Annotated in this window: 15 protein-coding genes; 4 read left to right on the forward strand and 11 right to left on the reverse strand. The window is 65.0% G+C overall.

The features are described from left to right. Nucleotides 1–71 precede the first annotated feature (71 nt). Nucleotides 72–659, reverse strand: a complete 588-nt coding sequence (locus ACH49N_RS04350; protein ID WP_397504402.1) for an AAA family ATPase — start codon at nt 657–659, stop codon at nt 72–74. A gap of 147 nt (nt 660–806) precedes the next feature. Between ACH49N_RS04350 and ACH49N_RS04355 the strand changes: the two genes are divergently transcribed. Continuing rightward, nucleotides 807–1,262: a hypothetical protein gene (locus tag ACH49N_RS04355; RefSeq protein ID WP_358274119.1), complete on the forward strand. Its 456-nt coding sequence runs from the start codon at nt 807–809 to the stop codon at nt 1,260–1,262. A gap of 4 nt (nt 1,263–1,266) precedes the next feature. Here ACH49N_RS04355 and ACH49N_RS04360 read toward each other — a convergent pair whose 3' ends face one another. The 3 genes from ACH49N_RS04360 to ACH49N_RS04370 form a co-directional block, all read right to left on the reverse strand. After that, the gene (locus ACH49N_RS04360) at nt 1,267–1,602 is read right to left on the reverse strand and encodes a hypothetical protein (RefSeq protein ID WP_358274121.1); all 336 of its coding nucleotides are present in this window, start codon (nt 1,600–1,602) and stop codon (nt 1,267–1,269) included. A 121-nt stretch (nt 1,603–1,723) separates the two neighbouring features. Continuing rightward, nucleotides 1,724–2,185, reverse strand: coding sequence for a hypothetical protein (locus ACH49N_RS04365; RefSeq protein ID WP_358274123.1), 462 nt, complete (start codon nt 2,183–2,185; stop codon nt 1,724–1,726). A gap of 111 nt (nt 2,186–2,296) precedes the next feature. Then, on the reverse strand, nt 2,297–2,839 hold the full coding sequence (locus ACH49N_RS04370; RefSeq protein ID WP_159922394.1) for a hypothetical protein: 543 nt from the start codon (nt 2,837–2,839) through the stop codon (nt 2,297–2,299). Nucleotides 2,840–3,077: 238 nt separating this feature from the next. Between ACH49N_RS04370 and ACH49N_RS04375 the strand changes: the two genes are divergently transcribed. After that, on the forward strand, nt 3,078–3,671 hold the full coding sequence (locus ACH49N_RS04375; protein WP_358274124.1) for a hypothetical protein: 594 nt from the start codon (nt 3,078–3,080) through the stop codon (nt 3,669–3,671). 604 nt (nt 3,672–4,275) lie between these two features. Here the strand turns inward: ACH49N_RS04375 and ACH49N_RS04380 are convergent. Continuing rightward, nucleotides 4,276–4,479, reverse strand: coding sequence for a cold-shock protein (locus tag ACH49N_RS04380; protein WP_109336094.1), 204 nt, complete (start codon nt 4,477–4,479; stop codon nt 4,276–4,278). 492 nt (nt 4,480–4,971) lie between these two features. Here ACH49N_RS04380 and ACH49N_RS04385 point away from each other — a divergent pair, with 492 nt between their 5' ends. Next, complete coding sequence (locus tag ACH49N_RS04385) at nt 4,972–5,400, forward strand: MerR family transcriptional regulator (RefSeq protein WP_397504403.1); 429 nt, start codon at nt 4,972–4,974, stop codon at nt 5,398–5,400. A 530-nt stretch (nt 5,401–5,930) separates the two neighbouring features. Then, a complete protein-coding gene (locus ACH49N_RS04390) occupies nt 5,931–6,203 on the forward strand; it encodes a WGxxGxxG family protein (RefSeq protein WP_358274127.1) in 273 nt (90 codons plus the stop codon). A 257-nt stretch (nt 6,204–6,460) separates the two neighbouring features. On the opposite strand, the gene ACH49N_RS04395 is transcribed toward ACH49N_RS04390, so the two are convergent. From ACH49N_RS04395 to ACH49N_RS04420, 6 genes are all read right to left on the reverse strand, one after another. Then, complete coding sequence (locus tag ACH49N_RS04395) at nt 6,461–7,129, reverse strand: PAS and ANTAR domain-containing protein (protein ID WP_358274128.1); 669 nt, start codon at nt 7,127–7,129, stop codon at nt 6,461–6,463. A gap of 879 nt (nt 7,130–8,008) precedes the next feature. Then, on the reverse strand, nt 8,009–8,167 hold the full coding sequence (locus tag ACH49N_RS04400; protein WP_358274129.1) for a hypothetical protein: 159 nt from the start codon (nt 8,165–8,167) through the stop codon (nt 8,009–8,011). A 500-nt stretch (nt 8,168–8,667) separates the two neighbouring features. After that, complete coding sequence (locus ACH49N_RS04405; RefSeq protein ID WP_358274131.1) at nt 8,668–9,873, reverse strand: IS110 family transposase; 1,206 nt, start codon at nt 9,871–9,873, stop codon at nt 8,668–8,670. Between the two features lie 211 nt (nt 9,874–10,084). After that, a complete protein-coding gene (locus ACH49N_RS04410) occupies nt 10,085–10,696 on the reverse strand; it encodes a hypothetical protein (RefSeq protein WP_358274132.1) in 612 nt (203 codons plus the stop codon). 86 nt (nt 10,697–10,782) lie between these two features. Further along, on the reverse strand, nt 10,783–11,289 hold the full coding sequence (locus ACH49N_RS04415; protein ID WP_358274133.1) for a response regulator transcription factor: 507 nt from the start codon (nt 11,287–11,289) through the stop codon (nt 10,783–10,785). A gap of 108 nt (nt 11,290–11,397) precedes the next feature. After that, entirely contained in the window at nt 11,398–12,594 is a 1,197-nt protein-coding gene (locus ACH49N_RS04420; RefSeq protein WP_358274135.1) for a histidine kinase, read from the reverse strand. Between the last annotated feature and the right edge of the window lie 64 nt (nt 12,595–12,658).

Below are 12,658 nucleotides of genomic sequence, written 5' to 3' on the forward strand. Positions count from 1 at the left end.
ACGCAGGCCTGGCGCCGAGCACGAAACATCTTCCAATGAAACAAGTTTCGAACGGGCGCCGGCTACAGCGATCACTTCCTGTCCGAGTTGTTCGCCAAAGTCCCGACAAAGGGTCCTGCGAGCCAGTGTTCGACATCGACGCGGCCGCGGATCCGGACGATGGTGAGGTCGGGTCGTCGCTGCGCAAGTGCGGAGATTCTGAGTTCGCTCTTGTGGTGGGTGGTCCAGGCCCAGCGCACGATGTGATCTCGGTCGAGAAGGAACCGGTGCAGGGGCGGCTCAATGTTGCCGTTCCAGAGCACCTCGCGGCGTAGTCGTCGCCGAATGGTGCGGGTGATGACCTGGCGCATCACGGTGACGCGGGGCAAGTCGAGCCAGACGAGCAGATCCGCACGGTCGGCGAGTAGGTCGCGTACAGTGCCGTACTGCCATTCGGTGACCCACTGCGGCTGCGAGCTGAATTCCTCCACATCGGTGAGGAATTGATCGCGCGGTATCCAGTTCGATCCGTGATACAGCGCGTCGATCTCGACATGTTCGATACCGAGCAGCGTGGCGATGCGCGCGGCAAGTGTCGTCTTGCCGGCGCCGGAGGTTCCTGCGACGAGGACTCGCCGGGGACGACGGGCAAGGCTCTGACGGGGGTCGATCATGGGCACCGGGACACCGTAACGGACAGCACTGGCACGGTATCTCGACGGAGAGGTTGCCGTCACCCACGGCTAACAGAATCCGGTGCCGAACCGACACAACCACATACGGACCCCACCATCAGGAGGGCTCCGCTGGACCCGAAGGAGTATCCGATGACCCACAGGATCCGCAGTGTCCTCGCCGGAGCGGCCACATCGTCCGCTCTCGCCGCCGCGGTGGTCGCGGGGGGCGCAGCACCCGCCCACGCCGAACCGTCGGCGGACTGTCACACCACCACCACACCCACTTCCGGCACGTCTCATTGCACGGCGCACGGGGTGCCCGCCGGCATGGCCGCGGTCCACATCGGAACCGTCGAGTGCTTCGGGCTGACGCCACGGGCGATTCCCGGACCCGGCGGTGTTTCGCACATTCCATGGATCCAGGGATATCGCCGCGAGGGCATGTGGACACCGACCGGGATACCGTCGACCGGATCGTGCATCGGCGGGGTCGGCGCCCCGTGGTGGGAGGTCGGAGGTGCGACGGGCGCCTTCACGACCTGCGGACTCCAAGAGGGGATCGTCACCTATGTCAGTCTGGGCTGCAATCCCATTCGCCCCCAGTGAAGAGTCAGGGATGGTGGTGACCCGGCGGCAGATCCTGTTGCACCAACCGCAGATCGGAGGCTGCGATGACGCCGGGAAAGTAGTAGTAGCCCTCCGGAGATTGGATCAGGTCGTCAGCGTCGATGCTTCGGACCTCCCACACGTCCACGGCTCCGCCCGTGTTGTTCATCCGCACGAACCAGTCGCATTCGAACTCGTCGGCCGCGAGAAAGCAGCCCTCCTGCTCCGGACGACGGCTTCCCGCAATACCGGGGGCAGCACCCATTCGGCTCCAGTCCAGGCCGTGTCGCGAAATGGATGCACGGTTCAGGACCGAGGTGACGTGGTAGCGAATGTGCATGTTCCGACGGTAACAACAACCAACGCGCGTGAGCATCACATTTACCGCCGTGCGGACCCCGACCACGACACTCGCGCACGCTGTGCAGACGTCCCCTCGCGCAAGGGTCTCCGGAACCCGCTCAGTACACGTTGATGTCGGTGGCGCTGGGAACATGCGGACGATCGGTGGTCAGCGTGACCTCGACGCGACCGGATCCGGTCTCGAGGTGTGCCCACGGTTCCGCCGGGAAATCGATCAGCCCTCCACTGACCTCGGCGGACCACGTTCCGACTGCCCCGGTATCCACGTTTCGCCAGTGCAGCGTTGCGGATACCGAGCACAGCACACCAGGATTCGTCGACATCCCGACGAACGTCGCGTTCAGCCGAACGTAGACCAGCCCGGGCAGCCTGTCCGTCGCGACGGTGACTCCCCCGATTCGGCCGCCGCAGGCGACTCCGTCCGCGGCGGTCACCGTGTCCGGGATGTACACCCATCGGTCTTGCGTCTGATCCGCCGCAGCAGGGCTGCTGGTGGCGAACATCCCGGCCAGCACCAGTCCACTGATCGCGATCGACCGACGGAACTCGGGAAGAAACATGGTGCTCCAGACACATTCGTGAACAGCGGTCCCGACCGTGATCGGGCGGGTGGATCGGACGCAAGCCAGGTCCGCGTCTAGCGGTTACCGATCAGACGGGATGGGTCCGGGTCACCTGCCGGGCACGACCGAGATGGTTCCCCGGCAGACGGCGTTCTGAGGATTGACGAACCACCATCCGGCGCCGGTCTGGACGGTGACGGTGAACGACACCGTTCCGGTTCCCGCCCAGGTGCGGTTGATCGGTATTCCCGGCTTCTGCTGCCAGGCCGCCTCATCGCTGACACTGTGACCGGTCGCACCTGTCGTTGTGTTGTGCCAGTCGACCGACACCCTCGTGCCGTACCAGTTGACTCCGATGCTGGGGATCAGACCACCGGGCGGCGCGGGCAATTCGTTGCCGCCGCTGAGCAGAATCGACGGCTCCAGCGCGGTTCCCCCCGGTCGAAGCGACTCCCCGGAGGCGGCGTTGACGGTCCACGTGAATGGCGGTGCCCACATAAGTGGATTCGCGCTCGAACACGTCATCGTTGTCGATGTCGGTGGCGCGGGCTGAGCACTTGCGACCGCTCCTCCACCGGCCACCACTGCAGTTCCCACCCCGAGCGCAGTGAGTGCGGCCGCGCCTACGCGGCGTCCCAGCTTGTTACTCATGAGCACTCCATTTCCTTTGTTACCGCGAGAATGAAGACGTCGTCCGCCCCCCTTCCACTTTCGGAATCGGAACAGAGTTTGTTACAGATGGTGCGAAATGGACGAGAGCTGGCGTGGGTCCGACGGTCTTCGACTGGCTCGTTGACATATTCCAGGTCCGCGAGGTCGAACTCGAACTTCAGTAGGGCACCTAACTCAGTGCAGCTCGACAGATGTCGGATGGGAGAGTGAACGCCGCATGAACGTGATGCGCCCGTCCGCGGTGCTGCGCCGACAGGTCACGGTCGACTTCTTCGTCTTCGACCTGCTCGTCGAGGGGTCACCACTGATGTCGGCGCCGTATCTCGATCGGCGGGCGGCGCTCGCCGAACTCGTCCCTGCCCACGGTGCGGGTCTGCCGGTCCAGGCACCTCCACATTGGCTCGGACTGAGCACGGACACCATGCTCGGTGTGGCCCGCGAGACCGGGATGGAGGGGTGGGTTTTCAAGAAGGTCTCCTCGATCTACCTGCCGGGCAGACGAACTCGGTCGTGGATAAAAACACTCGTGAGACAGAGAATGTCGGCCGTCGTCATCGGTTGGATCGCTGGAGGTGGGGCGCACCGGCAGCTGCGCGACCAACTCGAGCAGCTCGAACGTCCGACCAGTCCGCTCACGGCCTTGTCACCGCATGCTGACGCCCCTCATGGTGTGCACTGGGTCGAGCCGCAAGTCGTCGTCGACGTCGAGTTCCGCGAGCTCAGCAAGGCCGGCGGTCTACGACATTCCTCGTACAAAGGCCGCCGATCGGATATCGCACCGGAGGATGCCACATGCGATCTATTGCCGTAGCTGCGACATCACGCATCGCGCAAAGCTGATGATTCTGCCGGTCGCCGCCTAGCGAGCCCGTGACACCCGATCCGAAAGATCACGTGGGACAGCGACACCATCAACCCGCTGCCTTCCGGTCTGCCGGCCTGTGACCCACCCGCATGCCAGCGCGAAGGCCCACACCCACTACGAGACCTGAAGCAGCAAGCGAGCTGATCTCCAAGGAATCGACCCGATCGAGAAGTCTTCTCTCGTGTGTAACGCCGCCTTCCGTCCGCCCGCTACACCAAGTAGGCCGGAGCCCCGCGACGGAGGACGAGCGCATGACCAACCCGTGGTATCGGCAATGGTGGGTTGATTTCGTGGCCGCCGTCGCCACGTGGTGAGCGTGACGTGACGGAGTGACGGGAGAGGCACCGGAGATAACTTGCGCCTCGTCGCGGACAAGAGCGCTGGCACCTCTCGCGGCCATCCTCACCCTCGCGGTCTAGATATCGCCCCCCAGCCGCCGCAGCGTGACAAGCCCGTGCCACATCAGCCCCCTTGGATGCATCTGCATCAACGATCCTCATCCGGCTGCCGCAGGAGGACCGCACCCCACGGATGCGGTCCTCCAGAAATATTAGACAGCCCGTACGTTCGTGGCCTGCGGACCCTTCTGCCCCTGGCCCACCTCGAACTCCACCCGCTGGTTCTCCTCGAGCGACTTGTAGCCGCTGCCCGAGATTTCCGAGTAGTGCACGAAGACGTCCGCGGTTCCGTCGTCGGGTGCGATGAAACCGAAGCCCTTTTCCCCGTTGAACCACTTCACAATGCCCTGCGCCATGCCGATACTCCCTGCAACCACGATCCGGGAACCCACATCGGATCCCCGATCTCGTCACCGCTGAATCCTGCCACCCGAAGAACGGTTCCGGACGACCGCACCCGAACCGAGGAAAGCGGCCAGACTGCTCGACTCCTACTGCGACTGTCGACTCTGCCACCTCACCATCGAGGAGAACCGATCCGCCGAGGGGACTGCCCGTCCATGTCGGAGCGAACGTGCCTCTCGATGCATACGAAAACCCTGGCAGCCGACTCCATAATATCTGTAGTGGCGACTGTAGACATTGAGGATTCGCCGTTGTAGAGTTCCTGTCGTTGCAAGGAAAGAATTCACGAGGTGCGGGAGAGAATGAACTGCCCGCAGAGCAGTACCGCAAGGCGGGCGTGACGGGGCAAGTGTTGATGTGAGTGTGTGAGCCCCCGGCACCTCCGGCCGGCGGTCGAGCAGCACGATGAGCCCGACCGCCGGAAAAGTGCAGGAAATTGGAAAGTGAAAACCGCTCCGGCCCCCGGTGCCTCACGGCGCCGGGGGCCCTGTCCGTGTGAAAGGTGTTATCCCATTCCGGAAGATTCACCCGACCGCAGCCCGGCCGGGAAGCTCGACGACGAGGACTACCCGGCCTACAGCATGGGTCACGCCGCCGAGATCCTCGGCGTAACACAAGCCTTCCTCCGCAGCCTCGATGCCGCGAAGCTGCTCACTCCCGGACGCTCGGAGGGCGGTCACCGCCGCTACTCCCGATACCAGCTCCGCCTCGCCGCCCGCGCCCGTGAACTGATCGACCAGGGCACCGCACTCGAGTCCGCGTGCCGCATCATCATCCTCGAAGACCAACTCGCCGAGGCCCGCCGCATCAACGCCGAACTCGAGCACACCCACCGCCCTGCGATGAACGGGCCCTCCCCCGCGCCCGGCTGAAAAACCCACCGACCGTTGCCGAACGCCTGACACGATGCGGCGGGGCGGCCAGGTCGGCTCTTTGCTGAACGGACCTGGCCTGGACACGACCGGTACTCCGGAGTATCGGGCACGTCTGAGGACGTGGTACCCCAGTGGGCCACGTCCGACACTGCCGGTGAGGGACCGATCCACAACGGGGGGTCGGTGGGATCAATCATGGGCTCGATCCCGAGGGTGAACCGGGACTTCGAGGTCCACGACGTGGGAAGCCGTCGACACCCTGGCGGGGCATGGTCCGCCGACTCGTGGGAGCGCGTTCGAAAGGCTCTGAGGTGCAGTGCAACAGACGGACGATACATCCATCATCGTTGCGTCGCTTCGTCGGTCAGCACGGGCTGCCGATCGGCAGGGTTGCTGGGTCCTGGTACGCATCGACGTGTACGCACGGCTGGTGTTTCGCGGAACCTGTCTCGGGTACAGGGAACTTCAGCGATGGTCCGCGAAGCCGGACCGAGGCGTTCGCTACATCCGACGAAACAGGAGACACGATGCGCAAGACCATTGCCGCCACCTTTGCCGCTACCGCGATCACGTTCGGTGGCGTCGGCGTAGCCCATGCCACCGCTCCCGAAGCCGCATCCAGCGCCTCTCTCGTGGCGCAGCAAGCGCAGGACGAGCACAGTGACAACGAAGGCAGCGACAAGACCGGGCTGTGGGGACTCCTGGGCCTCGCGGGCCTTCTGGGTCTCGCCGGGCTCAAGCGTCGAAACGACCCGACCGTGCGCACAGGCGTCGGCACCGACGCGACACGCCGCCCCTGAAATCAGATTGTGACGGATGCCCCGGCCTCACGGCCGGGGCATCGTGTGAGCCAACTGAATACCTCACGACCAGGGTTGCGCACGCTCGCCTCAGGTACCCATCTTCCGATTCGTTGATACCGACGACCTCTTGTGCGAGGCGGTGATAGGGGTCTGCGCGGCCGATATCACTTGCGTGGCGGTTCTTGTTCGCTTCTTCGTGGACGATGATGGCGCGAAGGTCCGCCTCGGACTGCACCGCCTCAAGTGGGGTGCCGTCAGTCCTGTTCCCCCGGCGGGTTGTCGGGGTGCTCGTGCGCGGTCAGGAGTAGGTGGTCGAACCGGGCGCGAAACGACTCGGGGAAAGTCGTCTCGGTGAGGGCGGCGACGAAGCGTTCGGCGAGGGTGCGTAGTTTGGTGTTGGTCTGCTGTGAGCGCCAGGTGAGGATGCCGAACGCGCGTTCGGAGGAGATGCCGTACACGAGCATGAGTGCACCCTTGGCCTGCTCGATCACCGCCCGCGATTTCCCGAATTCGGCGACGGCCTCGGAGAGCGCCTCGTTGAATTCGCGGGGGTCGGTCTCCAATGATTCGGTGACGTCGATGTAATACCCGTACGTGCCGATGACCTGGTCGTTCTCGTCGAGCATCCGATCGCCGACCACGATGACGTGGTGGACTTGGCTGTCGGTGTCGATGATGCGGTGCTTGCTGCTGAACGGCTCACCGGCGTGGATCATCTTGTCGAAAAGCACAGCGATCTGCGCTTTGTCGTCTGGATGCTTGTGGGAGAGCAGAAGTTCGGTGGTGGGCGTAATCTCGCCCGGTTGGTAACCGTGCATCCGGGCGACGGGGTCGGACCATACCCAGCGCTCGCCGTCGAGGTAGAACCGGAAACTCCCGCCCTGTGGGGGTGCAGTAGAAGCAAGCAACTCATCGCTGTTCACAGGTGACCCACTGCCCTCCGCGTTCAACCCGCCCTCACCTCGCTCGATACCACTGCCACAGTATGCCGACCACAAGACATGCCCAGGAATTGGCTACCACCGTGCATGAAGTGCAGGGCTTTTGCGTCGCTTGGCGGATCGGGCACGAAGCGCGCCCCGCGCGCAACTAGTGCCTCGCGGAACACATAAGTGCGGAGTGCGACTTGGCGCGCCACCGTCCGTGCCGGCGGTGCACGCAATACGTACATGCACACCAGTCCCACAAGCAACAGACCCATGCGCCGTCACCCCCCGGGCTTGTCCACGACCGTGAACTTCCATCAGCGTGCCCGAGGAGCAGGTCGGGCACCTGCCGCGTGTGCTCCCCCATCCGAGCTGCACACCCATATCGGCTGTGCCGCCGTCCGGATCACCGCCGGGGCGCCGAACAGAACCAGCCCGCGTGATGCCGCCGCCGAGGATGACTCCGCACCCGTCGAGGTCGCATCCGTCACATTCGGGTTTGGACGGGTCCGAATGCTTGCTCGAAATCGATGACGGAGCGGGACCCTGGGTTCCGCATACGCACGTCGGGCGGGTCCCCTGACCCATAGGGGACCCGCCCGCGAGCACGAACCACCTGGTTACCAGGCGTGCATTGTTGCGCGGTAAAAATGTGGCCTCGGCGTCAGGAGACATTTCCCGCCTGACGCAGGCCCACCGCGCTGAGCCCGCTTTGGGGGCTTTGCTTTGCGTGGGTGCCTACAGCTCGTGCTGGGCGCCACAACCGAGAGGTAGAATCTTCTCTTCCGGTCCGACCTTGGTCTGTCGTGGATCCGTACCTCCGGTCTACGCCGCATTCCCAGTTAAAGCAACAGAAAAATTCGGTCGGTCATTGCACTAACTCGCGAAATGAGCACCCACGTCACGCCCGTCCGCGAGGGACGGCGCTGGTGAGGAGTTCCTCAGCCTGGTCACCCCCGGCGCCGGCCCGCGGGTGGCGAAGTCCCCGAACGGCTGCTCCGGGTCCGATTGGCGAGCATGGATGGACTTCTCCATTCACGGGACTGTATCGGCCACACAACTTCTGTTGGTAGCCCTGTTCCTGCGCAGCCACGCTTGATTGATGCACCCGACCACCGGCATTTTCCGCCTCCGTGGCGCGGAGAAATTAGTCGCGCGGAACATCTGGCGATCTTCCCTACTTTGTGATGGTGCGAACGCATCCGAGCATTGATCAGGTGGTCGCCGTGACCGGCCGCGGCACCGAGGTCGAGCTCGCCCTTTTCGGCCGTAGTTCCTGAATTTGAGCTGCGTTTTGCCTGCGCAGGTCTGCCCAACGGTGAGGACCCCGGCGTGTTGCTTGTCGCGAGTGAAGGGGAAGAGCCAGCGGTCATTCGCACACCTCCACCGCCGCATCGATAGCCCGGTGTGATCGATCCTTTTCGGGACGAGCCCCGACCACTACGGACACGCCTGGGCGCCGATCTCCGTCCCGGTGCAGGTTCCGCTACCGGCGAGTTGCCGGCGATCCAGGCTCGAGAAGCACTGCACTGAATCTATGCGGGTTCGGAGACCGCGTTGAGTTTTTCCAAGTGATCGTCTCTCGTGGTGCGCCACAGTCGTTTCGCGACCTGGCGTTTGAGGCAGCGCATCGCTTCCCGTGGGGTTTTACCGTCGTCGATCTTGCGTCGGTAGTACTCATAGCCCGGGCTGCTGGAGGTGCGCGCCTGGGTGACGGCGACGATGTGGATTGCGGAATTGAGCGTCCGATCGCCTGTACGAGAGAGCCGGTGCCGTTGCTTGTCGGCGCTGGCCACCTCCACCGGTGCGGTGCCGGTGTGGGTGGCGTAGGCGGCCTCGTTCGCGAACCGGGTCGGGATTCCGGTCCGAGCGAGGATGCGGCAGGCGGTGACGGTGCCGACGCCAGGAATCTTCGGCAACTTGGTGCCGCACGCGGCCAGCTCGGTCCTGATCCGGGCGGTGAGGTCCTCTATCTGGAACCGGGTCCGACGGATGTCCCCGACGATGTCGAGCCCCACCTTCTTCCGCATCGCATCGGCCTGGCTGGCTGGCCGGTACCGTTTGAGCTGGTCGGCGGCGTCTTCGGTGTCGAAGTCCCGCTCGACTCCGCCTGGTAAAAGTTCCCGCAGGATCGCGTGGAGCTGGTTGATCAGGCGGCCGTTGTGTTTGACCAGGTCGATGCGGCGCTCGTCCAGGATGCGCAGAACATCGGTATGCCCTTCGGGGGCGACCGGCCGGAAATCGCCCTGGCTGAACGCGACGCACGCCGCGGCGGCCGCGTCGATCCGATCGTTCTTGCGCCGGCCACCACGGGAGAGTTCACGGACCCGGGCCGTCGCGGTCGAGGGCACATCCACGACCGCTTCACCTCTACCGATGAGCCATTGGGTGAGGTGATGACCGAGCCCGGAGGTGTTCTCGACCGCCCAGATGCGGTCTGGCCACTGCTTGGACCAGGTCATCAGCTGGGCGTAGTCGTCGAAGGATGCGTTGATCCGTATCGAGCCGAGGTCCTTGTTGGAATCGGAGTCGACCGCTGTCGCGGTGTGAGTGGACTTGTGCGGGTCGATACCGATCACGATCACCTTGCGTTCTCCTCTTCCGTGCTGGTGGGGGGGTATCCGCTGCTGGCATTCCGACTTACGGTCACCGCGCGGATGACGTCCGGCGGGCCGCGGCATCAGGATCGCCTTGCCCTCCTGGCCGAGCGGCGACTCCAGCCCCGTGGCCAGCACTGCCATGTCGACGCCGGAGACGAAGGCGGCCGCCCGCGCTCTACCGTCACCGCGCCTGCGACGAGGTCAGTCACGTCGTCCCCGGCTGCGCGCACTGCGGTGGACCGATGCACGCGAACGACGTCGACCTCCTCCCGGTCCCCGCATCTCGGTTGAGTGAGCGGGACCGGGGAGCGAACGTCTGCGATCGCTGCCGACGCTGTGGGATCGAGAGTGGTCATAGGGGGTGCACGGACCACGCTGTGACCAGCAGCGCAATCCCGAGGCCGAGGTCGAGGACGAAGCAGGCCTCGGTCAGTGAGCGGCTGACGACCTTGTCGCGGATGAAGTGCACCACATCCCATACGGTGTGTCCCAGCGCGGCAGTGGCCGCCAGGTAGAGGGCCAGGGTCGGGCTGGACATCATGACGGTCAGGGCGATGGCGCTGAAGCCGATGAATGCAAGAGCCTGCCAGCCGACCTCTCGTCGATCTGCCCGGGTTCCGCGGAGAAACCCGAGGATCGCGAACCCCGCTCCTAGGACAAGCACCGTGGCAGTCGGGTCGAGTCCCGTGACGCCGGCGAGGACGACGGCCACGCTCACGAGTGCCGCCATCAACCAGACGCTTCGTCGAGAACCGACGGCGGCGGCCGCGAGGTAGCACATCGATGCGATGATGATGATCATCGCCGTGACGTGGGGATCGGCTCCGTCTGCGTTGTTGACGAGCAGCGCGAGCAGACCGAGCATCGACGGCCAGCGTGCGAGTAGGTGGCCTCCGATAGCCGCAGACCGGCCGGACGGATGGGGGTGGACGTGGGTATCGAGATTCGTCGCGTTGTTGTTCATACTCGGCAGTCTCTGCTCGGCTCGCGCTTGGTGGACCCGTGCATCTTCCACGGAACATCCATGCACCTCGCTGGGATGTGTGGTCTTTAGACCCAGCCGTTCTCGCGCGCGATCCGGTACGCCTCTGAACGGGTCTCGGCTCCGAGCTTGTGTGTGACGGCAGCGAGGTAGTTGCGTACGGTCCCCGGTGAGAGGAAGAGTTCCCGGGCTATCTCCCGGACCGGCCGGTCTGCTTGCGCGGTCAGGAGCACCTCGGTCTCCCGGTGCGTCAGCGGTGAGGGCGGCGTGGTGAGGGCCTCTGCGGCGAGCACGGGGTCGACATAGCGCTGTCCTTCGTGCACGCGTCGCACGACGTCGGCCAGCGCGGTGCCTGGAGCCCCCTTGGCGAGGAAGCCCCGCGCTCCGGACGCCAGCGCCTGCCGAAGCACGTGGGGGCGGCCGTGGCCAGTGAGTATCACTCCGGCGCAGTCGGGCAGTGCTCGGCCGAGTTCGTCGATGACGCCCAAGCCGTCGAGCTTGGGCATCTGCAGGTCGATGACCGCGACATCCGGGCGGCACGACAATGCCCGTTCTATCGCATTGCCTGCCGTCACCGGCGGTGCTCACGACTTCGATGTCCGGCTCGCGCTCCAAGAGCCCCACGAGTGCCTCTCGGATCAGCTCGTCGTCCTCGGCGAGAAGGACCCGGATGGGCGCGCCCATCATGATCGGGCCAGGTCGTGGGAGCACTCCACGCGCAACTCGAAACGGTTCTCGGTGCTGCGGTCGACCGTCAGACGCGCCCCAACCGCTGCGCAGCTGTCTGACAGCGTGGCCAGACCGCTGCCCCCGGAGGTCTCGTTCCGCCCCGATCCATGGACCCCGTCGTTCACGATGACCAGCGTGGGACCCTGTCCGGCAGCTGCGATCGTGATCGACACATGCCGTGCATCGCTGTGCCGCAGGACATTCGTCACCGCTTCCCGGACAACGGCTGCCAGGAGGTGGGACAGTGTCTGGGGCATCCGCGGAAGCAGGTCCTGGTCGGCATCGACGCTCGCCTCGATTCCGGCCGAATGGAGCACGAGCTCTGCGGCCTGGAGCTGGGTCCCGAGGTCAGCGACTGTCCGACCATGAACGGCTCGCCGGACGTCGACGAGTGTCTCGGTCGCGATCCCGCGGATACCCTCACACTCCGTGGCCGCGCGGCCGGGGTCGCGGGCGGTCAGGTCTGCGGCAAGTTCTGCCTTCAGCGCGATGATGCCGAGACGGTGTCCGAGCACGTCGTGGAGCTCGCGGCTGACTCGCAGACGCTCTTCGGCGATCGCGAGTGCGGTCTGGGCTTCCCTCACCTCTTGAGCCCTCCAGAGCAGCCGCAGCAGCCACACGAGGGCCTGGCACATCGCCCACACGACTACTGCACACCCGAGCACTGTCAGGACTTTTGCAGCGATCGCACCATCGAACACGATGCCGCCGATCGAAGCAGCCGCCCCCAGGATGACTGCCATGACCGCCCCCGTCTGCCAGCTCATCAATGCGCACGCGGCGATCGCGAAGCCCGCCAACCATGCCCACGCGTGCTCGTCGCGCTCGGCCCATATGTGAGTCGGTGCCCACAACGCCATCGAGAAGACGAGGAGCAATGCAGCCTTCCGCCATGCGGCGGCCGGCGACGGCCTCGGGCTCACGGCCGTCCACAAGACCAGCATGAGAGCCGCCCCGAAACCCGCCAGACCGACCAGGAAGGCCGCACCGGGGAATGTGGTCGGCGGCTCCGTCAGCGATATCGGCACGATCAGCGCCCAGGCGAAGCAGGCCATCAAGACGCCCAGCACCACCAACCGGGGACCGGGCCGATTCGCAGAGCTACGACCGGTCGCCACTTTCATCGACCGGGCGCTATCGTGATCGTTCATGGCGGTCACGCGCGCCGGTGATGATCCACCACAGCGCCTTTGCCAAGAGGATCGTGGCCGCGCC

This window comes from Rhodococcus sp. NPDC019647 (assembly GCF_044389235.1).
Classification (GTDB): Bacteria; Actinomycetota; Actinomycetes; order Mycobacteriales; family Mycobacteriaceae; genus Rhodococcus_F; species Rhodococcus_F oxybenzonivorans.